Genomic DNA, 23,010 nt, shown 5'->3' on the forward strand with positions numbered 1-23,010 from the left:
GATGGCTGCCAATCGGGCTGACGGCAATCATCCGTTTTCCATCATGGCTTGTAGTCTTTTTCCGAAAAACCTTGCAGCAATGCTTTTAGGGCAAGGTATTCCGTAACCTGCGCGCCCCTGATTTTCACGGTAGAGAGCCCGCAGATGCGCAAGGACCTGCAAGTGCCCATCATGCTGGAGATAACCGACTGCCAGCCGGACATACATATCATCAGCTTCATCGGCCACGAAGCCCTCAACGACCTGTATCGCTTCGACATCTGGGTGATCGGCAGCGATCCGCAACTGGACGTTCGAAGCCTATTGCATCGCGAAGCGTTTATAAGCTTCGGCGGGCCTCGAACCGGCAGGCATGGCCGTATCTGCCATGCAGTCCGACTTCACCGCGGCGCTCATGTGAGCCTTTACCATCTGATCCTGATGCCTGAGCTGCGCAGGCTGGCACGGCAGCCGCAACGCCGCACTTATCAGGACATCGCGATTCCTCAACTGATCGTGCGGTTGCTTGAAGCGCACGGCATCGGAGCGAGCGCCTACCGGTTCGAGCACATGAACGGTCTGTATCCTGCCAGGCCGCTGCATATTCAGTACGACGAAAGCGATCTGCACCTATTGCAGCGCCTGTGCGAGGAGGAAGGCATTCATTTTCGTTTCGAGCATCGCCCGTGCGGTCATCGGCTGGTGTTCTCGGACGACCCTGCAAGCTTTCCGGCACAGCCAGTACCCGTCCGCTTCAAGCATCAGGAACCGTCAGGTGCCTCGCGAGAGACGCTCCTGCACCTGACCGAAGCTCTGTCGCTGCCGCACGCGTCAAGAAAAACTGCTCACCCCTTGCAACCAGCCTACCGTCCTTCGTCACCACGCCAAGGGACCGACCTGACGGCGGCGGCCAATCAGGCATTCCGGCCACCAAGCCCTGGTGGCGCGATCGATCAGAAAGACACACTGCACCGCCAGCGCGGTATTCGCGCACTTGAGCGACTGCGCTGCGAACGGCGCGATGTCAGAGGACGAAGCAGCGAGCCCGCCTTGCACTGTGGCGAGGTGATTCAGGTGCTCGATCACCCAGAGCCATTGCTCAATGATCAATGGCTACTGAGCGAAATCGGTCACGCAGGCAGGCAGTTACAGGTTCTCAGGGGTATCGCCCCTCGCGATGCGCTGACAATCCTGCGCATTCTTGTCGACGCGCAGCGTTCGTCATCCGCGGCTGCACAGCTACAAGGCAATGGCTATTGCAACAGCTTCAGGGTCATGCCGTGGGCGATGCCGTTCCGCCCCTCGCTCAAACATCCTCGCCCCTCCGTCACAGGCGATTTTGGTGCCACGCTGCAACATAGCGACGCTTGTCCGAGCCTGCACGGGTATCGAGCGGTCCGGTTCGACTGGCAAGTTCAAGCCCCGGCGGATGACCCCGTGCAGCGTTGGCCCATGGCCGAGGTCGCCTGCGCGGGGATCCAGGCGTTACCACCCGGCACACGTGTGCTGATCCGCTGTTTCGACAACAACCCCGAACGCCCCGTGATCTGCGCAGTGCTTCTGTCTGGAGAACGCCTTTCGATTGGCCATCCGGGGCCTGACGGTGTCACTGCTTCGTCGGTCGAGTGCATTCGATTGTCGAGCGGGCAGCACCTGCATGTCACCGCTCATGGCGGTGCGATTGTGGGCGGGCAAGCTGCGCAGTTGCACGTAGACGCTCGACGAATCCTGATTGTGGATCACGTAGATCAGCAGTCCTTGAAATCAGGCTGGCGCTTGTCGATAAACGCGTTCATGCCCTCCTTCTGATCGTGGCTGGCGAATGCGGCATGAAAAACCCTGCGCTCGAACCGGATGCCTTCGGCCAGACTGACTTCGAACGCGCGGTTGACGCTTTCCTTGACCATCATCGCGACCGGCAGAGACTTGCCGGCGATAACAGCCGCTACCGCCAGTGCTTCCGGCAGCAATTGATCAAGCGGCAGCACGCGTGCAACCAGACCGGCGCGCTCTGCTTCGTGAGCATCGATCAGTCGGCCGGTCAGGCACATTTCCATGGCTTTGGCCTTGCCGACAGCTCGAGTCAGACGCTGCGTACCGCCCATCCCCGGCAATACACCGAGATTGATCTCCGGCTGTCCGAACCGGGCGTTTTCCGCAGCCAAAATGAAGTCGCACATCAATGCAAGCTCACACCCGCCACCCAGCGCAAAACCGGCTACGGCAGCCACGACAGGTTTGCGCCGCGCAGCGACCCGGTCACTTTCGCGAAACAGATCGTCAAGGTAAATCTGCGGATAGGACAGGTCGACCATCTCCTTGATATCCGCGCCGGCAGCGAAGGCTTTTTCCGAGCCTGTCAGCACGATGCAGCCGATGTCACTGTCCGACTCGAACTGATCGAGCGCATGGTTCAACTCATCGATCAGCTGAGCATTCAATGCGTTTAGTGCCTTGGGACGATTCAGTCTGACCACACCGACTGAACCTATAATTTCACTGATAATTGTCTCGTAAGACATTGATAAATATCCTTTTATGACAAATTAAAACACAACCACTTAATACAGAACTGGCATTAGCTTAATTATTCAAGCTGTTGATTTAATTACTAAATAATAATTTCAACAGCAACAGCGGTAGCCTCGCCGCCACCGATACAGATAGCCGCCAGCCCCCGCTTGAGGTTTCTGAGTTTCAGGGCCGCCAACAGCGTCACGATAATCCGCGCGCCCGAAGCGCCTATCGGGTGCCCCAGCGCGCAGGCCCCGCCATTAACATTGACCTTTTCGTGGGCAAGGCCCAGCTCGCTCATCGCCACCAGTGGCACGACTGCAAACGCCTCGTTGATCTCGAACAGATCAATGTCATCGAGCGCCCAGCCCGTCTTGCCCAGCAGACGCTGAATCGCTCCTATCGGTGCTGTCGGAAACAGGCCAGGCTGGTCGGCGAACGCCGCATGGGCATGTAACACCGCCAATGGCCGAAGCCCTCGCCGCTGCGCTTCGGACTGACGCATCAACAGCAGCGCTGCTGCGCCATCGGAGATTGAACTGGCGTTAGCTGCCGTCACCGTACCCCCTTCGCGAAAAGCGGGTTTGAGCATCGGAATCTTCTCCGGACGCGCCTTGGGCGGCTGTTCATCGTGAGTGACTTGCCTGATCTCTTTACCCACCTTGACCTGAACAGGAACGACTTCCGCATCGAAATGGCCGTCAGTGATGGCCTGCTGCGCGCGGGCCAGTGACGCGAGGGCGAACGCATCCTGCGCCTCGCGACTGAAGCCGTTGGCCCCGGCACAGTCTTCGGCAAAGGTGCCCATCAGCCGACCCGGCTCATAGGCATCCTCAAGACCGTCAAGAAACATATGGTCCAGCACCTTGCCGTGCCCCATGCGATAGCCGCTACGTGCGCGATCCAGCAGATAAGGCGCATTGGACATGCTCTCCATGCCTCCGGCCACCACCACGGCGGTGCTGTCTGCCATCAACAGATCATGGGCCATGATCACAGTCTGCATACCGGAACCGCACATCTTGTTTACCGTGCTGCACAGCGTCGCGTTGCCCAGCCCGGCACCCAGCGCCGCCTGCCTGGCGGGCGCCTGACCGAGACCGGCTGGCAGTACGCAGCCAAACAGAACATGTAGCACCTCGGCGGGCTCGATACCTGCGCGTTCAACGGCAGCGCGAATGGCGATCGAGCCCAGTTCTGTTGCAGCGAGGCTTTGCAATTCGCCCTGAAAACCGCCCATAGGCGTGCGTGCAGCGCTGACAATGACCACGGGGTCTTGATGAAGGGGGGTCCTTTCGATGGACATGGCTTTCTCCAGTCTTGTTTTTATTGGATCGGACGAATCATCAACCTGCGGCACTGCCGACGCAATGGTTGAAACAGGCAGATTAGCGGGTATCCCGGCATTGCGCCCGACCAGGCGAATCTCTCACAGCGGGTGAGGTCTGAAGTTGACTGAACCCGACGCTGGAGCACACGAATGTCGCTACGCCCGATCCGCGCCCTGCTCTCATGTCTGCTTATCCTCAGTCTGAGCGCGTGTGCGCTAATCCCCCACCGAGACCCGCTTACGATCAATGTCGTCGGCATCGAACCGGTTCCCGGGCAAGGACTCGAACTGCGTATGGCGGTCACTCTGCGCGTGCAGAACCCGAACGAAACCGAGATCAACTACACCGGCGTGGCGCTGGATCTGGACGTGAACGGCAGACTGCTGGCTTCTGGGGTGAGCAACCAGAAAGGCACCGTCGGACGTTTCTCCGAGGCGGTGCTGGTAGTGCCGGTCAGCGTGTCGGCGTTTGCCGCCTTGCGTCAGGCGTTGGGACTGTCCCAGAGCCAGCGCCTGGATAATCTGCCTTACACCTTACGCGGCAAACTGGCGGGCGGCCTGTTCGGCACGCTGCGTTTCAGTGACAGCGGCACCCTGGATCTGCGCCAGGCCGAGGGCGATCCCTGGTAAACCTGACTGGCGGCTTTAAGCAACGGGCAGGCGCGGCAAACGTGAACGGTCGACACCGGTGGCATGTTTGCTGCTAGTCCTGAAGGCACGCTCTGCGCCCCTTTCACGCTCAAGGAAGATCTGCCAATGACTCTGCAAAAGCTGCCAGCACGATTCCGTCACCTGCCCGCTCTCATCCTTTTCGCATTCACGCTCGGTCTGTCCAGTGCGCCGGCATGCGCGGCCGAAAAAAGTGCCAAACGCGGCATCGCCTATGACGTCGCCCTGCCTGCCGACCTGAGCGCTTTGTCGTCAGGCGTGAGCTGGTGGTACAACTGGAGCCCCAAGGCTCACGACCGCCTGGCGTCCTACGATTACGCCTCGACGTACAGCGTGGATTTCATCCCGATGGTGTGGAACGACAACCTCGACGACGGCCAGTTGAAACAATACCTGTTGGCCCATCCCTCCATTCACTACCTGCTGGTCATCAATGAACCCAATTTGCTCGACCAGGCCAACCTGACGCCGGAGGCAGCGGCCAGCTTCTGGCCTAGGCTGGAACAGATCGCAGCTCAGACCGGAGTAAAACTGGTGGGCCCGGCGATGAATTGGGGAACCATGCCGGGCTACGGCGACCCGGTGGTGTGGCTCGATGCCTTCTACACAGCGTACCGGGCCATGAACCAGGGTCGGGATCCGCGCATCGATTATCTGGCGTTTCACTGGTACGACTATGGTTTGCCGGGAATGCTCGACAGACTGTCGAAGTACGGAAAACCCTTCTGGGTCACCGAGTTCGCGAATTGGCACGCGCTGGATGACGGAATGCAGATTGACTCAGTCGAAAAGCAGAAACAGCAGATGGCCGATATGGTCGCCACGCTCGAGCAGCGCGCAGATGTATTCAGGTATGCCTGGTTCACTGGCCGGATGAACCCCGACCCGCACTTTTCCAGCCTGTTGAACAACGAAGGTCAACTGACCGAGCTGGGTCAGTACTACCTCTCGCTGCCGCACAGCGAGTGATCCCGCGAGGCTTGCTCAAGGCGTCTTCGCAGCCCGCAAGCGAAGCCGCGCCTATCTCGGTCAGGCCACTGATGATGTGTTGCGTATAGGGAAATGACTGATCGGCTTCCAGAACTTTTGCCGAGATCAGAAGGCCCTCCCTGACCAGAGTGTCGACTGTCGTGACACACGCACGGATTGCAGGGGCTCGGGAGTGGGCACGCACCAGCTCCCTGTAGATCTGCCCGAAAGTCAGCTTTTGGGGCTTGCTCACGCACAGGCGCTTGACGATGCTCAAGACAGCAAGATCAACGCGCGGATTTTCGTCACTCACCGCATTTGCCTTTAACGTAATGAAGCCTGAACAACACACCCGCGGAACACCATTATCGTTCTTGCCGACATCAACAATAAGCGTTTAAACCCTGAAAGAGGCAACACGCCGAACGCTACGTTCTTTGGCAAAAAGAGATTTAATCTTTTTTTATTAAAAGTTGCGCTTCAGGCGCATTAAGAAAACAACTGAATCACCACTCAATAGTGATGGACGGATGTACTTTACTGCTCACTAATCCGCTTTTAATTTGTGCAGTAATGGCAGGATCAAAAGCTTAACAGAACCTTAAACCTAATTACAGTTAGGTTTAGAAAAAAGCAATTAAACGCCAATATAAATGTAATCCATGGAATTTTATGGCTGAAAATAGCAATAATTAGCCATTAACTCTGTAAAAATCACTAAATCCGCTGAATTACTTTCATAAATAATGATGCATGGCCAACTGACATTATTTAATAAAAACAGTCTTGGTAATACTTTATCGGCCGGTGAACTTTTTACGCTCGCGCCGGACTGAGTGTTCAGCCAAGCGATGTGTCATTGCCACAGCCGCCTGTTTCCTCCTGCAAACCATTAATCGAGATTCAATCGATGACTAGAACCATGCTGTCTGTTTTCAGTGCAGTACTTTTGTGTGCGCACAGTGTGTCCACGCTGGCAGCGGACTCAACGTCTGCCGCCACCACCACAGGGTCCGATCAACAGAGTCGAGTGCAGGTTGAAGCCAAACGCGATCAGTTGTCGGGTGCCGACAAGATCAGCCCAGCCAGGCAGCAGAGCTCGTCCTCCCTGCTCGATGCACCAGTAGACACCGATGACGCCCCGGTACAGGCGCAACGCCCATGAACAGCCTCTATCAACCGATTACATCGACCAGAAGGACACTTGCCCTGTCAGCCTTCAAACACACATTGGGCTTGAGCCTGCTGACGCTCAGCGTCATGCAGGCCAACCTTGCGCTCGCTGCCGTTACCCCAGCGACCGGCAATGAAGTCGAAGCGCGCGTCAGCTCGATTCTCGACAACATGAATCAGTCGGAAAAGATCAACTTCACCCGCGTCAACGACGGCCACATGATCCCTTCCCTGCTCAAGTGGGGTATCAAGGGCACCGTGGCGTATGACTCGTCCATGGGCGTGCACGTCAACAACGCCACGTTTGGCGCTCAGTACCCGTCGCAGTCCGCGCTGGCGGCGACCTGGAGCATCAACCGGGCCAAGGAGTTCGGCCTGGCCATCGCTTACGAGACAAGAATCTCCGGCGGTCAACAGATGCTCTCGCCAGGTGCCAACCTGTATCGCACGCCTTACAACGGTCGTTCGGCCGAGTACGTCAGCGGTGAGGACCCGTTCCTCGGTGCAGTGCTGGCACCTGCGATCGTCAACGCCATCCAGGCGCAGGGTATCCAGGCCAGTGGCAAGCATTATCTGGCCAACGAGCAGGAAGCCAACCGCCAGGCAGTCGACGTCAAGGTTGATGAGCGCACCCTGCGCGAGCTGTACCTGCCAGGCTTCGAATCGATGGTCAAGAACGCCAACGTGGCCTCGATCATGTGTGGTTTCAACAAGGTCAACGGCGACTACGCCTGTGAAAACCATCACCTGATCACTGAAGTGCTCAAGGGCGAATGGGGCTATCAGGGCATGGTCATCAGTGACTTCAACGCCATCCACGATGCGTTCAAGGGCGCGTGGGCCGGCACCGACATCGACATGCCCTCAGGCCTTCAGTTCACCGAAGCCAAACTCCTGCCTTACCTGTGGAGCGGGCAACTGACCCAGAACGTGATCGACGACAAGGTCAAACGCAACCTGCGCGCTATTGTCAGCTACGACCTCCAGGAAAACCTCAACACCGCCAAGACCCTGGACCACCCCGAGTACGGCATGCGCGCGGCGCTGAATACGGCGCGCGAATCCATCGTCTTGCTGCGCAACGAGAACACCGCTGCGGGCAAGCCATTGCTGCCGCTGGCACGCTCGGCAAAGATCGCCGTCATCGGCAACTGGGCGCATGATGTACCGGCATCACCTTTCGGCACCGCCAACTCGCCGCCCAACAGCTATGTGACCGAACTGAGCGGCCTGCAGCAACTGGCGTCCAGCAGCGCCGATGTGACCTACCTCTCGGAGATGAGCCTGAATCCGACCAGCTCGGTGTGGTATCAGCCGGCAACCGGCGACAACGGGATCAGTAATGCCGGGGTAAAAGCCGAATACTTCTCCAACACCAGCTTTTCCGGCGACCCGGTGCTGACGCGCGTCGAGCCAGGCTTGAACCTGAACTGGGCCACCGGCACCAACGCCACCAACGCAGGCAGCACGGCGGTGTCCGGCTTCAGCCCGACAGCCGGCGCATTCTCGGCACGGTTCACCACGACCATCAAGCCGACAGTCTCGGGCGCGCAGGTATTCAAAGTGCGGGCAGACGGCCCGTACAAGCTCTGGGTCAACGATGAACTGGTGCTGCAGAGCGACGGCGTGCCTTACTCCGGTGACGTCGTGAATGCGCTGACAACGTCGGGGAAAACCGCGTCATTGTCGGCTGGCAAGACGTATAACGTGAAGCTCGAATACCAGCGTATACAGGGCAACTTCATCCCGGTGCTGGGCGGCCTGACCGGCGTGCAGATGAGCTGGGCTTCGTTGCGTCCACCAAAGGACCTGTCGAAATACGATGCCGTCGTGGTGGCTACAGGGACCACGTCTGAAAACGAAGGCGAAGGCTCCGACCACGGCTTCGATCTGCCTGATCAACAGGCCGAACTGATCAGCTTCGTCGCCAAGGCCAATCCTAATACCATCGTCGTCATGCACGGCGGTGGCGTAGCCAACATGCAGCCTTGGGCGAACAAGGTCGGCGCGACGCTGCAAGCCTGGTTCCCAGGCCAGCAAGGCGGTCAGGCGCTGGCCGAGATCCTTTATGGCAAGGTCAACCCATCGGGCAAGCTGCCGGTCACGATCGACAAGAAGATCGAGGATAACCCCAGCTATGCCTCTTACCCGGACCCTGCCGCCTATCGCGGTGACAATGCCCTGACTGAAATGACCTACAGCGAAGGCTTGTACATGGGTTATCGCGGGTATGACAAAAAGCACGCCAAGCCGCTTTATCCCTTCGGTTATGGCCTTTCCTACACCACGTTCAGCTACAGCGACCTGAAACTGTCGACCAATGTGCTCACGCCAGGCTCGACGATCGATGTCAAATTTACCGTGACCAACACCGGCGACAAGGCAGGCTTCGAAGTTGCACAACTGTATGTGCAGCCGGTCAATCCTGCCGTGGACCGTCCGGAGAAGGAACTCAAGGGCTTCACCAAGGTGTACCTGCAGCCCGGCGAGAGCAAGACTGTCAGCGTACCGATAGACTCGCGTTCGCTGGCCTACTACGTCGACAAGACCGCGAGCTGGGACGTTGACGCCGGGAAGTTCAAGATTCTCGTGGGTGCAAACTCGGAGAACCTGACGCTGAACAGGACGCTGATCACGCTGTACCCCGAAAAACTGACCACTCGCGACAGCAACCCGCTGCCGCTGCCACTGCGCAAGGCAGTACAGGTCAGCGCGACACAGACTTACTGATGCACCTCGTCAAGGCTCAGGGATGAGCCTTGATATCCCTTCCCAGGCGCTGCACATAGATATCGAAAACCGCCATGACATCGACGTCTTGCGGGCTACGCAGCCACTGAATCTGCAAACCGTCCATGACCGAGAAAATTTCCTGGGCCAGGGCTTTGACATTGATATCGGTACGCACCTCGCCCGCGTCGACCAACGCTTGCAGATGACCCCGAGCATGCTCGTGAGTCAGCTGGAATCGCTCGTGGTGCCACGTCCATGCGGGATGCGACTTCGACAGGCTTTCAGTGTTCATCAGTAACGCCGCCTGACATTCGTCGGCATTTTCGATACTAAAGCTCATGCTCAGCTTGAGGAATTTCAGAAACCCTTCAAGCGTCGGTTCGGTAACCAGATCCTGAAACCGTGACGTGACTCGCTGATCCCTGCGCTCCAGCAACGCAGCGAGCAAGGCTTCCTTGTTGGGAAAATGGTGCAGCAACCCGACGGTGGTGATGCCGGCCAGCAATGCAACCTCGCGCATTGACGCACTCGAATAGCCGTCTCTGGCGAAAACAACCGTGGCGGCATCCAGCAAGGCCTTTCTGCGCATGTCGCCCTTGGGCGCACGACGGCGTTTGGGCGCGGCTGTTTCTTCGGACTCATTCCCTGATTCTTCGATGACCATAAAAACCTGATAACGCCTTGATTCAATGCGCCCCGATGCTCGTGACCGGAGCCCTGCTGGTGAAAAACCGCTTCGCCGTCAGCGAAGCCGTGGTGATGGAGATCAGTGCGATGAGCGCATTGCCAGCAAACATGCCGGGCAACGCGCCGCTGCTGCCGAACCAGTGAATGCCGGCAAATACAAAGGGCACCGTACCCGCCGTTGCCCTGAGCCAAGCAAATACCGCCACCCACCACGACCTGTTCATGGTGATGAACACGGCGATGGCGACGAAATCCAGACCAATCAACACCCAGAGTCCGCCGCCCCATACGCAAAAGGCCAGGAACACAGCGCGGGCATCGCCCCCCAACTGGTAGAGATCGGCAATCATGCCGCCGCACAGCACCAGCATCAGCCAGACAGCCAGCCCGTAACAAACCACCAGTTTGCGGGTGAAGACAACCGCAGAGCGCACGCGATCATCCCGGTTCGCACCGATATTCTGGCCAAGCACCGGCGCAAGCGCACCCGGCAGGGCAAAAAAAGCGCAATAGGAAAACTGCAGGACCCGGTCCAGCACCGTCATGGCGGCCAAAGCGGAGGTACCGAATGCCGAAAGCGAGGCCACAAGATAAGCCAAACCGACAGGTGTGGCCAGATTTGCCGCCATTGCGGGAAGCGCAAGCCTGAAGGTGCGCCAGACGTGCAGGCGCAACAGCTTCAGATTGCGTGTGAAGACCATGCCCAGGCGGCAGCGAACCCAATACACGCCGATGCAGGCTGAAACAAAGGCCGAAACGGCGAACGCAACGCCGGCCCCCTTCAGCCCCAGGTCCAGTACAAAGATGAATAACGGGTCCGCGACCGCCAGCGTGGCGGCAGCCGACAGCACAACCGCCAGCGCCCGGCGGTTATCACCGGTGGTTCTGAGCATCTGCGCCGACATCTGCATCACCGCCTGCAGCACGGTAAAGGGCAGTGTCAACCAGATGAAACTGCGTGCTGCCTCGTAAGTGGCCGCCTCGGCACCCAGCCAGTGAGTAATCGGGACCACCAGCGCCAACTGCACGGCAGCCGCCAGACCGCAGACCATAAGAACCATCAGCATCAGGCTACCCGTCAGCCGAGGTATCGACTTCGCTGCGCGATGGCCGATGCGTTCCGACAGCACTGAAGTCGCTGCGATGATCAGACCGGTTGCCAGCGCACTGTTGAAAAAAATCAGTACCTTGGCGATGCCCACCGCTGCCAGCAGCACCGGGTCATGCAGCATCGATACGTAGACCAGTGTCAGAATGTCGACGAGGAAAATCGCGAACAGGCTCAAGGCACTGGCACTGGCGGTAAGAACAATGTGGCGCGCTACGCTGCCTTGGGTAAATCTTGCACTGGCTTGGGCCATCAATGTTCTCAAAAGGCCTGATCAGCCTGGCATGCAAGACGTTCCCACGCATGTGCATAAGGAACGGGGGAATCCTTCTGTGTGCCAGGGGCTGTTGCTGGCTACTTGCTCGCCGCGACCAGACGATTCACTTCACTGCGAACCATGTTGGCGTATTCCGGCGGGCTCATTGTGTCCAGCTCGGAGCGTACCCATTCGGACCACTTGCCCTTGCGCTTGGCGCGCTCGCCCATCAAGCGTGCAGCCTCACCCTTGGCCTTGCCAAGATTGCTCTGCCAGAGGTCGAACAGGCGGGATTTTTCGTCTTCGAGTGCGGTACGTTCGGGGAGCGGCCGATTGGCCAGATTGAAACTCATCACAGTCACCTACGGCTAAAAACGGCTGCATCTTACACCCCCTGGAGGCATTCCTTGCAGAGTCTTGCGTCAGGTCGCTCAAGCAATTGCAACTTTTCAGGATGCACGAGACTCCATTGATCACTGTTGCCATCACTTGAAAGGAAGAAACCCATGGCTCGTAAGACCCCTGCTCAACAAGCTGCCGATCAAATCAAGGATCAGGCATTCAGTGACCTTCAGGCACTGATCGAAGAATCCGACAAACTGCTCAAGGAAAGTGCTGCGCTGGTTGGCGAAGAAGCGGAAACGCTGCGTGCGCAACTGAGCGTCAAGCTGAAGCAGGCACTGGACTCGATGGCTAGCGTACGCGACCGCACCAAACCGGTTGTCGAAGCGACCGAGACTTACATTGGTGGTCACCCTTGGCAGACCGTGGCTATTTCTGCGGGCTTCGGGCTGGTCGTAGGCCTGCTGCTGGGTCGCCGTTGATCGACTGCCGCTAAAAGCTAAAAAAGGCATCGCGGGTCTTTTTACAGACTCGCGAGGCTTGATGCACTGACTCTGTAAAGATGGTGTATCCCTGAAGTCACGCTTACCGGGCGTGCTGCACGACCGAAGGCTCCGCAAACCGGTGAGACTTCGTGACTTTGACCTGCAGCGCCACGCGCTGTTCCTCGGCCTGCGCCTGGCTTTCATAAGGCCCGATCAATACTTGCTGCTTACCATCAACGTCCACGATCACCGGCGCGTAGCTGCGTTCGAGCAACCAGGCGCTGGTATCGCTGACCGCCTCGCGTGAATTCATCTGAATGAACCATCGTGGCGTGGAGACCGGAGCAGTAACAGCCGCATCCTGGGCTTTTTCCCTGCCGGGCGCACGCGAACTGCCTGCATCGCATCCAGCCAGCGCCAGTACCACTATTATCATTACCGTCTTGCGCACGTAGGTTTGCTCCTCGTCTGAAGTGGCGCGAGTCTATCATTCCCCCGAGGTCCGTTGACGGAGTGTGTCGAGGTGTCGCATGCCTGCTCAAATGCCCTGAAGCGCTGGCCACACAGGGTTTTCGCAACAATCAGTTATATTTTCTCGCCATCACTGGTCATGTAATCGGATATTTCTTCGCACATTAACGTGACATGAAGTGTCAAACGCCTGCGACCATGTTGATCGGTGGCTTGCCGCCATCGGTGCATTAGAACAGGAGTTCATCATGTGCGACGACCGAAACCCACTACATTGCTTCATTCCGCCTTACATGCTCGAGCGTATGGCGCAATCTCCAAAGACCCTGGTCAGCACCCGGGCCATCGCCAACCTGACGAGCAGTTCCGCGTTCCTCGCGTCTCGTCTGTCCGCTCGAAGCATGCCGTCCATGCACGCAATCAAATCGCCCGACGGCCGAAAGCACCGAATGATCCACGATGCCAAAGGTACTGACGACCTTCCAGGCGCTGTCGCTCGCAAAGAGGGTCAGGCGCCGACTGGCGACAAGGCAACCGATGAAGCCTACGATGGTTCTGGCGACGTCTACGACTTCTACGCAGAGCTGTTCGAGCGCAATTCGCTGGACGACAGCGGTATGTCGCTGGTATCGACCGTGCATGTTGCCGAGGTGGACTTCAATGGTGACCATGTGCCGCTGAGCAATGCGTATTGGAATGGCAGCCAGATGGCCTACGGTGACGGTGATGACCTGGTCTTCAAGCGCTTCACCGGCAGCCTTGAAGTAATAGGCCATGAACTGACGCACGGCGTACAGAGCTTCACCTCCAATTTGGATTACCGGGGGCAGTCGGGAGCTTTGAACGAGCATTTCGCCGATGTCTTCGGCATGCTGGTTCGTCAATGGAAACAGGGCACCAGCGCCGCCGAGTCGGACTGGGTGGTGGGTAAGGAATTGCTGGTGCCTGCGCCGACGCGACGCGGCATTCGCGATATGGAAAAACCCGGCACCGCCTATTCCAACGACCCCGACCTGGGCGACGACCCACAACCGGCAACGATGGCCGACCTGTACACCGGTGCCAAGGATCGCGGCGGCGTACATATCAACTCGGGCATTCCCAACCGGGCATTCGTGCTGGCCGCCAAGGCGCTCGGCGGAAATGCCTGGGAAGTGGCGGGCAGAATCTGGTATGAAACGATGCTGGAGCTGGCCTCTGACAGCCAATTCGTCGATTGCGCCAGAGCCAGCATAAAAATCGCTTCGGACCCGCGCTTCGGCCCCAAAGCCAAAAAAGCCGTGCAGGCAGCCTGGAAAGAAGTCGGGGTCAAGGTGTAGCCGAGGCGTAACCACCACAAAGGTGCTTGAAATGAAGGTCTGTCTAGTGCAATCCGGAGGTTTTGCGGGCGCTGTCAAACGCTGTGAAGTCGATACGGCAACCCTTGAACAGCCGGAAGCAGAGCAATTGCAGCGGTTGGTAAGTGATAGCGGCCTGAACCAGTCCGCCAGCGCGTTTAATGAAGACGCGCGGGATCTGAATCAATACGAGATCACCATCGAGGATGAGGCCAGAGAAATCTGCCTGACGTTCGACGAACATAACGTACCAGCGTCCGCCCGCCAGTTGCTCGGGTTTCTCAAGCAGCGTGTGAAGCCCGGCAAGCTCTGAGACAGGCCTGCCCGAACAGCCTGGAGGCACCGATACCTTTTAACGGCCTGTTGAAGGCATCGGTGCCGACAAATTCGCCCTCATGGTTTCTGCATGGAATAATGGCTCTATGACATGTGAACCACCCACTGCCGGTGCGGTCAATGATTTGTACCGGTATGTTGCGTGGCCAGTACAAAAAAAACGCTTTACATTGCCGTTAACGAGGTATCTTTTCGTGCTTCGCGTTCTCACCCACCTCTGCATCAATGGCGTCGATGAGCACTGTGCATCCAACTGAAGACTCTCCTGGCCTGATCATCTGCGAGCATTGCGACTCGCTGTACGAAGCGCAACCGCTGAAGCCCGGTGAAGCAGCATTCTGTCTTCGTTGCGAGGCGCTGCTGGGTCGCGGCCACCGAATGACCATCGAGCAGTTACTGGCGCTGACCATCGCCGCAGCCATGCTCTTTATATTCGCCAATATTTTCCCCGTGATCAGCATCAGCATGAAGGGGCTGACCAACGAGGTGACGCTCTGGCAATCGGTTGAAGCGCTGGCTCAGGGACGGATCACAATCATTGCGCTGGTCGCCGGTCTGTCGATCATCCTTGCACCTCTCCTGCAGATCGCCCTGCTCTTCTGGGTGCTGGTGCACGCGCACAGGGGCATCATCGCGCCCGGCTTCAGAACCTGCATGCGCGCCTTGGAACACCTGCGGCCCTGGAGCATGCTCGAAGTGTGCATGCTCGGCATTCTGGTGGCGATCATCAAGCTGTCCGGCATGCTCGATGTGCATCCCGGTGTCGGGCTCTGGGCGATGGCCATGTTGATGGTGCTGATTCTGCTGATAGCCAACAAGGACATCCGCCGGTTATGGGATGAACTGGGAGTACAGCCGCAATGAACGGCATCCCTTTCGCCCACGAACACAAGCTCTGTCTGTGCCATACCTGTGGTTATGCCTGCCAGGAGGGCACCGCTCATTGCCCGCGCTGTGATTCACCGGTGCACAGGCGCAAGCCCAACAGTATCAGGCGCACCTGGGCGTATCTGATCGCCGCACTGATTTTCTACATTCCAGCCAATGTGCTGCCGGTGATGTACACCAACCTGCTGGGCAACCGCAGCGAAAGCACCATCATGAGTGGTGTATTGGAGTTCTTCGAAAGCGGTTCCTGGGACATTGCCATCCTGATTTTCGTCGCCAGCGTTCTGGTGCCCTGTATCAAGTTCCTGGTACTGGGCATGCTGCTGATCACCTGTCAGCGCCGCAGCACCTGGGCGATGCGCGAGCGCGCACGTCTTTACCGCTTCATCGAACTGATCGGCTACTGGTCGATGCTCGATGTGCTGGTTGTGGCGCTGGTGGCGTCTCTGGTTCAGTTTCGCGAGCTCAGCACCATCGAGCCGCGGATCGGTATTCTGTTTTTTGGCTTGGTAGTGGTGATGACGATGTTCGCCGCCATGAGTTTCGATCCCCGGCTTATCTGGGACGCAGAGGTTGAAGATGTCTGACAGTACCCTCCCCCCACCTGCTTCAGTGCCACGCCCTGAAGTCAAACGTCGTCGCCTGCGCGTCTCGCTGATCTGGCTGGTGCCGATCATTGCAGCGGTCATCGGTGTTTCCATGGCCTTGCATGACTGGATGAACATCGGCCCGAAAATCACCGTGAGTTTCCTGACCGCAGAAGGCCTTGAAGCCAACAAGACGCAGGTCAAATACAAAAACGTGATCATCGGCATGGTCACGGATATCACCCTCAGTGAAGACCGTACGCATGTCCTGGCCAGCATCGACCTGAACACCAGCGCCACGCCGTTCACGAGAGTCGACAGTCAGTTCTGGGTCGTGCGACCGCGGATTGGCGCCCACGGCGTATCGGGCGTAGACACTCTGCTGTCAGGTGCTTTCATCGGTGCCGACGCTGGCAGTTCCGAGGAGACCAAAACCAGCTTCACCGGTCTGGAAACGCCGCCCCCCGTCACGTTCGGTGAAAAAGGCAAGCGCTTCAAGCTGCATACCGATGATCTGGGCTCGCTGGATATTGGCTCGCCTATCTACTATCGACGCATCCAGGTTGGTCAGGTGGTTGGCTACGAGCTTTCCAAGGACGGTCGCGGGGTCGACATTCAGATCTTCATCAATGCGCCGAACGATCAATACATCACGACCGACACACGCTTCTGGAACGCCAGCGGTGTGGACATCACGGTCGGCGCGTCGGGAGTGAAGGTCAATACCCAGTCCCTGACCTCGATCATCTCCGGCGGCATCGCCTTCCGCGAGCCCAACTGGAGCCCTGATGCGAAACTGGCCGACGAGAACGCCGAATTCAAGATATTCGATGACCAGACCACAGCGATGGCACCTCCGGATGGCGAGCCACGCTACATTCGCATGCGTTTCAACCAATCGCTTCGCGGCCTGACCGTAAATGCTGCGGTGGACTTTCTGGGCGTCAATATCGGCAGGGTCGTGTCGGTTGACCTGGACTACGATCCGGCTACCAAGACTTTCCCCGGCATCGTTGGCGCGGTGATCTATCCCAAGCGTCTGGGAGCCGCCGAGACCAAACTCAAGGAGCTCGGGGGTACAGGTGATGACGAGGAGCAGTCTGCCAGGGTATTGGGGGCATTTGTTGCGAACGGACTTCGGGCCCAGGTACGCAACGGCAATCTGCTGACCGGGCAGTTGTACATCGCCATGGAGTTCGATCCGAAGGCACCTAAAGTGGCATTCAACGCCAAGGCCCGGCCGCTGGAAATTCCGACGGTGCCCGGCAGCTTCGACAAGCTGCAGGAACAACTGCAGGCGTTTGTCGAGAAGCTCAGCAAGTTGCCAATCGACCAACTGGCTGGCAACCTCAACGGTACGCTGAGCGAGCTGCAGAAAACCCTCAAACAGGTCAACAGCAGCGTCCTGCCGCAGATGCGTGGCACCTTGCAACAGGCCGAGAAAACCCTGGGCACCGCCAACGACTCGTTCGCTGAAGATTCACCTGCGCGTCAACAGCTGGGTCAGGCACTGGATGAAGTACAACGTACCGCGCGTTCGGTCAGGGTACTGACCGACTTCCTCAGCCGTCATCCTGAATCGCTGATTCGCGGCCGCACGGGCGATGCTGCCCCGCGCTCGTTCAACGCCCCGTCCTCATCCCGAGCCATCGATCTGGAGCCAAAACAATGACCTTGCGCCTGAAACTGGTGGTACTCGCCGCAGCACTGGGCCTGGGTGCCTGCACATCGACGCAGACCCACTATTACACCCTGATCGCGCCGATGGCCGCGACCAGTCCTGCAGCGGCCAGCCCCATGCCGTTCCAGTTCGAGATGCTGCCGGTCATCATGCCGGTGCAGGTCGATCAGCCGCCGCTGGTGGTTCGTCAGGGTAACGGCAGCCTGGCGATTCTGGACACCGAACGCTGGGGATCACCGCTGGGTGATGAGTTTCACGATGCGCTGACTCCGCAACTTGAACGTCGTTTCGGCAGCCGCGACATGGCCGGCCTGCCGAAAAACAGCGATCAACCCGTGTTGTCGATCCGTACGGATGTGCGGCGCTTCGAGTCGATGCCTGGCAATTACGCGCTGATTGACGTGGTATGGACACTGGGTCTTCGCGATGCAGGTGCCACCGCTGGCAGCAAGCGGCAAAGCCTGACGTGCAGCAGTGTGATACGCGAGCAGGCGGGTGAAGGCATGGAAAACCTGATTATTGCCCACCAGAAAGCCGTGTCCCGGTTAGCTGACAAGATCGCCGCCACCGCCGCGAGCTGGACAGCCCGGACAGCTTCTCGCTGCCTGTAAGGCGATCGGGAGGTCTGCGAAAAGACCTCCCTGTCACAGCTCAAATCCCTCTCCCGAATCGTTGCTCGAAATCGTTCAATTCAGTACAAAAATGTATCACCCGGTGTGATTCATACGTACACTCTTCCGCCTGTCTGGCACGTTAGTACCTGATCGCCCTGAATACGCAACGTGTCGGGCACGCGAGAGGGTCTTACCGGTGAATGCCAGAAACGCTTGTTAACCCTGATTGTTGCGACAAGCCCCAGGCTTTTCGTGGACAGTCTATCGAGGACAAACGGATGACAGGGATCGGACCACGGCTCAAAAAGGAACGGCTGCGCCTCAAGCTGTCGCAAAGCGCATTGGGCGCGATAGGCGGCGTAGAAACCAACGCTCAGGGCAACTACGAAAACGGTGTGCGTTCCCCCCGGGCGGACTACCTGTCGAGCATCTCGGACGCAGGCGTGGATGTTGCCTATGTGGTGACCGGCCTCAGCACTGCACGAAATGTCCCCTCGTCCACAGCTGCAGACAGCCCGGCTTGCGCCCCTTTGAACCGTGTGGTTGCACGCCTGCATGGCAACCTGCACGACGTGACTCAGAACCTTTACCACTTCACCCGCCTGATTGAATCAAACGCAGGCGACAGCAATGTGGACAGCGATCAGCTGGAAAATATCAAGAACGACGCAGAGGCAATTACCGTTGCGACTGTCCGGCTGATCTACATGACCTCCGGATTGAGGTAACGGCGACATGCGGCGCTCAGCCAGAGCGGCTCATTGCGCCGGAAACCTCTTGTCCCTGAGTTTTTCCATCACCAGCTCCATGAATGCCGATACCGCCAACGGTAAATGTTGCCGGCTGGGATAGAGAACATGCAGGCCGTGACTGGTGCGCTGGTACTCTTCCAGCACCGGGACCAGTCGCCCGTCGCGAAGATCCGAGCGGATCAGAATCGCCGGCAATAGCGCGATGCCAAGCCCTGCCAAGGTAGCTTTACGCAATGCCTGCGCGGTGTTGGCATTGAATCGGCTGGCAATCTGCACCTCATGCATTTTCGCGTCCGGCCCGCGCAGTCGCCAGACAGTGCTCCCGCCAGGGTACGCCGTGCTCACACAGTAATGCCCGTGCAGACTGTGCAGCGAATCCGGCATACCGTGCGTGGCGATGTAAGACGGACTGGCAACCATGCAGTCATGTCCTTCTTCGATCAGTTGACGCCCTACGTAGCCCGAATCCTGCAAGGGCCCGCCGCGAAACGCGATGTCCAGCCGGTCTGCGATCAGGTCGGCGCGGTCATCGCTGAGCACGAACTCCACCTGCACCCGTGGATACCGGGCAAGAAAATCGGCCAGCCACTCCATCGAGAAAAAATCGAAAAAATCTGCCATCGCGGCGATACGCAGCCGACCGCCAGGCTCCTCACCACCTGAAATAATTTGCTCCCCGGCGTCCATCAAACCATCGACAGCGCCCACACAGCGTTCGTAGAAGTCCTCCCCCGCCTGAGTAAGAACCAGCTTGCGTGTCGAACGCTGCAACAATCGAGTGCCCAGTTGTGTTTCCAGCTGCTGGATCCGTCGACTGACCGTATTGGAGGGCATCCCCAAATGCCTCGCCGCCTGCGCAAAGCTGTCGCTGCGCACAACCTGCACAAACAGGGCGACATCATTGAGATCGAGCGCCACGGTCAAATTCCTTCTATTTATGGATGAGTCCAAACCAACTATACCGACTAATCAAGCAATCCAAAGAGGCTTATTCTTTGCGCTCAGGCATCAAAGCCCAGAGGACAACGCTATGAACACCATTGTCAGCATCCGGCCACGCGCCATCATCCGCCGCACTACCGGCAAAAGCAGAGGCCCGATCACTCGCCTCATGAGTCCAGGCGATCTGGGACAATTGTTGAAGCCCTTCGTATTTCTTGACCAATTCGGCTTCAAGCCCGAGCCGGAGAAAAAGGGCTTCGGCATGCATCCTCACTCCGGAATCGCAACGCTGACCTACATGATCGAAGGCGAACTGGCCTACGAAGACACCACCGGAAAATCCGGCATATTGCCAGACGGCGGTGTGGAATGGATGAGCGCAGGCAATGGCGTGTTGCATGACGCCCAGCCGGTAAGCGACGCTCCGATTACAGGCTTTCAGCTATGGATAGCCTTGCCCGCAGCGCAAGAAAACGGCCCTGCGCAAAGCGTTTATCTGGCCGCCTCGCAGGTGACGCAACAAGGTCCGGCGAAGGTGCTGCTCGGTCGTTACGGCGCCGCAAGAAGCAGCCTGCCGGCACCTGAGGGCATGAACTATCTGGCCGTCCAGCTTAAAGATGGCGAGCACTGGCGCTACACGCCGCCTGCGGGTCATACGGTCGGCTGGCTGGCGATCAACAGCGGCCATCTGGACGCAGGCGGCCCGATCAGCGCTAGCGAACTGGCCGTTTTCGAGGAGTCGGATCGCCCTATCGATTTTGTCGCAAAAGGCGACACCCATTTTGTGCTGGGATCAGCAGTCAAGCACCCGCACGACCTGGTCACAGGCTATTACTCAGTGCACACCAGTAAAGCCGCGCTTGCTCAGGGCGAACTGGAAATAGAGCGGATAGGCTCATTGCTGCGCGAGCAAGGCAGGCTCTGATTGCCCAACGGCATTAGCGTGGCACCGACCGAGGCGGGTGCCAAACTGATGGAGCGCATCTTGCCTGCGCTTGGCGAAGTGGAATCGGCCCTGGATGTGACGGCTAAACCGTCAAGGTCGACCCGACGGGCCCGCTGACGGTCAGGACAGGGTGCTTTCGATCTGACCGTGCAGGCCGCCATCGACGGATTGGGCATTGTCCATCGGTTCGAGGACTGGTTACGCACTCATCTGGACAGCGGCGCACTGGAACCGATACTCGACCCCTGGTGGCAGCGTTTCACCGGGCCGTATCTGTACTATCCAGGACGCCGCTATCTGCCCTCGCCGCTCAAGGCCTTCATCGACTTTATCAATGCCCGCTGAGCCGTGCTGGGCACATGCGGCTTCAGCTCATCGCCACAACAGGGCCGGCGCTGCGACGCGCTGGTGCCGCCATGGCGAATAACTCGTCGACGCGTCTGACTTCTTCCGCACTCGGTTTGATCGCAATGGCACACACCACAAAAATGCCCGCATTGAAGATCAGACCGACGATGCCACTGGTCAACGAGCCCAGTGCAGGGATGTCATCCGGGTAGATCGTGGTCAGCACGATGGCGATCACAATCCCCACCAGCATGCCGGCGATCGCGCCTTGCTTGTTGCCACGCCGACTGAAGACCCCGAAAAACAGCGGCACGGCCAACTGGATGATGCCCTGGTAGGAAATCTGCGCCAGCAATTGCAGGCGGGCATAGTCGAAGGTCAGGTAAGCCAGCAATGACGCCGCCGCAATGAAAATCACCATGCCCGCTTTGGCAAGAACGGTCTTCTCGCGATCGGTACGCGGCTTGCTCCACGTCGCCAGATCATTGGCAAACTGCGTGCCGCACACCTGAACACAGCCGTCGACATGGCCGATACTGGCCGCCAGAACGATCATGATTGCCACCCCAAGCAACCACGGCCCGCCAATGTCGAACAATGACAGAAACCAGCCGTGCTGCGGATGCGCGGCCACGTTCGGGTCCTGGCTGATCGCGGCGGCGAACAGCATCAGAATGCCGTAAAAGCCACCTACCAGCAGGATGGTCAGCAGCGTGCCTTTCTTCACCGAGCGCACCCCGCTGGCGGTGTAGATACGCTGAAAGCTCATGGGCCAGCACATCGAGCCGATCACGCCGGTAAAGATCAGGCTGAACATATACATCGGCCCATAGGTACTGCCAGGTCCGCCTGGAATCACCAGCATGCTGGCGGGCAACTCTGACAGATTGGCGAACGATGCCTGAGCGCCGAACAGCAGAAAGATGCACAGCGCGGCGCACAGCACATAGGCGATCAGCCCCTGATACATATCGGTCATGATCAGGCCGCGCATGCCCATGCTCACCGTCCAGTATTGGCGGATCAGGATCACTGCCACCCCGACCAGCAGGCAGGTGGTGACGCCCCAGCGGCCAAAGCTGGCGAACTGAAAGAGGGTTGCAAGGGCCTGAATACCCATCACTACCCAGGGGAATACCGAGATGATGCCGATGATCGATGCGATGCGTTTGACTACCGGGCTGTTGAAACGCATGCCCAGCAAATCCGGCTGGGTGGTCAGGTTGAAACGCTTGCCCCAGGTCCAGGCACGATTGGCCATCAGGTACATGGCCGTTACCCCGAGCGTGGCGTAGACCATGCCATAAAAGCCCAGTGCGCCGCCGACAGACAGGGCAAAGAATGCCGTGAAGGTAGCGCCCGGCCACCAGGAATTGGTGTAGCACATGGCGATAAACCAGGGACCGTAGGAACGGCCGCCCACCGCGTAGTCGGAAAAGCTCTCGCTCTTGCGATTTGTTGCGTACAGCACTGCGATCATGCCCGCCAGGAACACGCCAATCAGGCCGAATGTAATGTACAGGTCCGAAACCGTGGCCGTGCTGATCATTGCCCGTCCCCCTCTTGTGGAATTTCACCCAGCAGAGACTCGATCACATAGAGCATCCACAGGCCCAGCCCCATGAGCACGGCGATCAGAATCCAGTAGAAGATCGGCAATGGAATACCGAGCACCACAACCGTGCTGCCGCTGACCTTGAGATAGAACGGTGGAAACAGCGCCATCATCAACAGCGCGAAGAAGTACAGGGCGAACACCAGATTTTTCAGGCGGCCGGGATGTTCAGAGGACGGAACGTTACTCATGGAGTGCTCCTTGAATTTCAGGATCGGGCTATGGATAAGTGATCGGATAAAACTCAA

At 58.3% G+C, this 23,010-nt stretch carries 23 protein-coding genes and 2 pseudogenes; 15 read left to right on the top strand and 10 right to left on the bottom strand.

What is annotated here, in order from left to right; translation table 11 throughout:
• Positions 1-144: 144 nt before the first annotated feature.
• Positions 145-1,788, top strand: a complete 1,644-nt coding sequence (locus tag MME58_RS15430) for a type VI secretion system Vgr family protein (protein ID WP_055007108.1) — start codon at positions 145-147, stop codon at positions 1,786-1,788.
• Here the strand turns inward: MME58_RS15430 and MME58_RS15435 are convergent.
• On the bottom strand, positions 1,728-2,501 hold the full coding sequence (locus MME58_RS15435; protein WP_054988261.1) for an enoyl-CoA hydratase: 774 nt from the start codon (positions 2,499-2,501) through the stop codon (positions 1,728-1,730). The genes MME58_RS15430 and MME58_RS15435 overlap by 61 nt on opposite strands.
• Before the next feature lie 89 nt (positions 2,502-2,590).
• Complete coding sequence (locus MME58_RS15440) at positions 2,591-3,799, bottom strand: acetyl-CoA C-acyltransferase (RefSeq protein ID WP_054988260.1); 1,209 nt, start codon at positions 3,797-3,799, stop codon at positions 2,591-2,593.
• Positions 3,800-3,973: 174 nt separating this feature from the next.
• Between MME58_RS15440 and MME58_RS15445 the strand changes: the two genes are divergently transcribed.
• Both MME58_RS15445 and MME58_RS15450 read left to right on the top strand, forming a co-directional pair.
• Complete coding sequence (locus tag MME58_RS15445; RefSeq protein WP_054988259.1) at positions 3,974-4,453, top strand: LEA/WHy family protein; 480 nt, start codon at positions 3,974-3,976, stop codon at positions 4,451-4,453.
• 126 nt (positions 4,454-4,579) lie between these two features.
• Complete coding sequence (locus MME58_RS15450; RefSeq protein WP_055007107.1) at positions 4,580-5,461, top strand: glycoside hydrolase family protein; 882 nt, start codon at positions 4,580-4,582, stop codon at positions 5,459-5,461.
• Between the two features lie 37 nt (positions 5,462-5,498).
• Here the strand turns inward: MME58_RS15450 and MME58_RS27595 are convergent.
• A pseudogene (locus MME58_RS27595) lies at positions 5,499-5,813 on the bottom strand (hypothetical protein); the annotation flags it as partial.
• A gap of 570 nt (positions 5,814-6,383) precedes the next feature.
• On the opposite strand from MME58_RS27595, the gene MME58_RS15455 reads away from it, so the two are divergent.
• A complete protein-coding gene (locus MME58_RS15455) occupies positions 6,384-6,626 on the top strand; it encodes a hypothetical protein (RefSeq protein WP_054988258.1) in 243 nt (80 codons plus the stop codon).
• On the top strand, positions 6,623-9,364 hold the full coding sequence (locus MME58_RS15460) for a beta-glucosidase (protein ID WP_055007106.1): 2,742 nt from the start codon (positions 6,623-6,625) through the stop codon (positions 9,362-9,364). The genes MME58_RS15455 and MME58_RS15460 overlap by 4 nt, the downstream gene beginning before the upstream one ends.
• 16 nt (positions 9,365-9,380) lie before the next feature.
• Here MME58_RS15460 and MME58_RS15465 read toward each other — a convergent pair whose 3' ends face one another.
• The 3 genes from MME58_RS15465 to MME58_RS15475 all read right to left on the bottom strand — a co-directional run bounded on the left by MME58_RS15465 (position 9,381) and on the right by MME58_RS15475 (position 11,771).
• Positions 9,381-10,031: a TetR/AcrR family transcriptional regulator gene (locus tag MME58_RS15465; RefSeq protein ID WP_055007105.1), complete on the bottom strand. Its 651-nt coding sequence runs from the start codon at positions 10,029-10,031 to the stop codon at positions 9,381-9,383.
• Positions 10,032-10,053: 22 nt separating this feature from the next.
• Entirely contained in the window at positions 10,054-11,415 is a 1,362-nt protein-coding gene (locus MME58_RS15470) for an MATE family efflux transporter (RefSeq protein ID WP_055007104.1), read from the bottom strand.
• 101 nt (positions 11,416-11,516) lie between these two features.
• Positions 11,517-11,771 carry a hypothetical protein gene (locus tag MME58_RS15475; protein WP_054988254.1) on the bottom strand — a complete coding sequence of 85 codons (255 nt, stop codon included), beginning with the start codon at positions 11,769-11,771 and terminating at the stop codon, positions 11,517-11,519.
• Positions 11,772-11,924: 153 nt separating this feature from the next.
• On the opposite strand from MME58_RS15475, the gene MME58_RS15480 reads away from it, so the two are divergent.
• Positions 11,925-12,242, top strand: a complete 318-nt coding sequence (locus MME58_RS15480) for an ElaB/YgaM/YqjD family protein (RefSeq protein ID WP_003400563.1) — start codon at positions 11,925-11,927, stop codon at positions 12,240-12,242.
• Between the two features lie 103 nt (positions 12,243-12,345).
• Here MME58_RS15480 and MME58_RS15485 read toward each other — a convergent pair whose 3' ends face one another.
• Positions 12,346-12,696: a hypothetical protein gene (locus MME58_RS15485; protein ID WP_055007103.1), complete on the bottom strand. Its 351-nt coding sequence runs from the start codon at positions 12,694-12,696 to the stop codon at positions 12,346-12,348.
• Between the two features lie 268 nt (positions 12,697-12,964).
• On the opposite strand from MME58_RS15485, the gene MME58_RS15490 reads away from it, so the two are divergent.
• From MME58_RS15490 to MME58_RS15520, 7 genes are all read left to right on the top strand, one after another.
• Positions 12,965-14,035 carry a M4 family metallopeptidase gene (locus tag MME58_RS15490; RefSeq protein ID WP_054988252.1) on the top strand — a complete coding sequence of 357 codons (1,071 nt, stop codon included), beginning with the start codon at positions 12,965-12,967 and terminating at the stop codon, positions 14,033-14,035.
• A gap of 31 nt (positions 14,036-14,066) precedes the next feature.
• Positions 14,067-14,366 (top strand): protealysin inhibitor emfourin, encoded by a 300-nt coding sequence (locus MME58_RS15495; RefSeq protein WP_054988251.1) that lies wholly within the window; start codon positions 14,067-14,069, stop codon positions 14,364-14,366.
• A 257-nt stretch (positions 14,367-14,623) separates the two neighbouring features.
• Positions 14,624-15,253 carry a paraquat-inducible protein A gene (locus MME58_RS15500; protein ID WP_054988250.1) on the top strand — a complete coding sequence of 210 codons (630 nt, stop codon included), beginning with the start codon at positions 14,624-14,626 and terminating at the stop codon, positions 15,251-15,253.
• The gene (locus MME58_RS15505) at positions 15,250-15,864 is read left to right on the top strand and encodes a paraquat-inducible protein A (RefSeq protein WP_055007102.1); all 615 of its coding nucleotides are present in this window, start codon (positions 15,250-15,252) and stop codon (positions 15,862-15,864) included. Before MME58_RS15500 ends, MME58_RS15505 begins: the two co-directional genes overlap by 4 nt.
• Positions 15,857-17,536 (top strand): PqiB family protein, encoded by a 1,680-nt coding sequence (locus tag MME58_RS15510; protein WP_055007101.1) that lies wholly within the window; start codon positions 15,857-15,859, stop codon positions 17,534-17,536. The genes MME58_RS15505 and MME58_RS15510 overlap by 8 nt, the downstream gene beginning before the upstream one ends.
• A complete protein-coding gene (locus MME58_RS15515; protein WP_054988247.1) occupies positions 17,533-18,156 on the top strand; it encodes a PqiC family protein in 624 nt (207 codons plus the stop codon). The genes MME58_RS15510 and MME58_RS15515 overlap by 4 nt, the downstream gene beginning before the upstream one ends.
• Before the next feature lie 281 nt (positions 18,157-18,437).
• On the top strand, positions 18,438-18,887 hold the full coding sequence (locus MME58_RS15520; RefSeq protein ID WP_055007100.1) for a helix-turn-helix domain-containing protein: 450 nt from the start codon (positions 18,438-18,440) through the stop codon (positions 18,885-18,887).
• Positions 18,888-18,917: 30 nt separating this feature from the next.
• On the opposite strand, the gene MME58_RS15525 is transcribed toward MME58_RS15520, so the two are convergent.
• The gene (locus MME58_RS15525; RefSeq protein ID WP_055007099.1) at positions 18,918-19,829 is read right to left on the bottom strand and encodes a LysR family transcriptional regulator; all 912 of its coding nucleotides are present in this window, start codon (positions 19,827-19,829) and stop codon (positions 18,918-18,920) included.
• Between the two features lie 112 nt (positions 19,830-19,941).
• On the opposite strand from MME58_RS15525, the gene MME58_RS15530 reads away from it, so the two are divergent.
• Positions 19,942-20,778: a pirin family protein gene (locus MME58_RS15530; protein WP_054988244.1), complete on the top strand. Its 837-nt coding sequence runs from the start codon at positions 19,942-19,944 to the stop codon at positions 20,776-20,778.
• A 107-nt stretch (positions 20,779-20,885) separates the two neighbouring features.
• Positions 20,886-21,144 (top strand): annotated as a pseudogene (locus MME58_RS15535) (type 2 periplasmic-binding domain-containing protein); the annotation flags it as partial.
• Between the two features lie 22 nt (positions 21,145-21,166).
• Here MME58_RS15535 and MME58_RS15540 read toward each other — a convergent pair.
• Entirely contained in the window at positions 21,167-22,696 is a 1,530-nt protein-coding gene (locus MME58_RS15540) for a sodium:solute symporter family protein (RefSeq protein ID WP_054988243.1), read from the bottom strand.
• Positions 22,693-22,953: a hypothetical protein gene (locus tag MME58_RS15545; protein WP_054988242.1), complete on the bottom strand. Its 261-nt coding sequence runs from the start codon at positions 22,951-22,953 to the stop codon at positions 22,693-22,695. The genes MME58_RS15540 and MME58_RS15545 overlap by 4 nt, the downstream gene beginning before the upstream one ends.
• Positions 22,954-23,010 lie beyond the last annotated feature (57 nt).

The organism is Pseudomonas syringae pv. tagetis (genome assembly GCF_022557255.1).
GTDB classification, from domain to species: domain Bacteria; phylum Pseudomonadota; class Gammaproteobacteria; order Pseudomonadales; family Pseudomonadaceae; genus Aquipseudomonas; species Aquipseudomonas caricapapayae.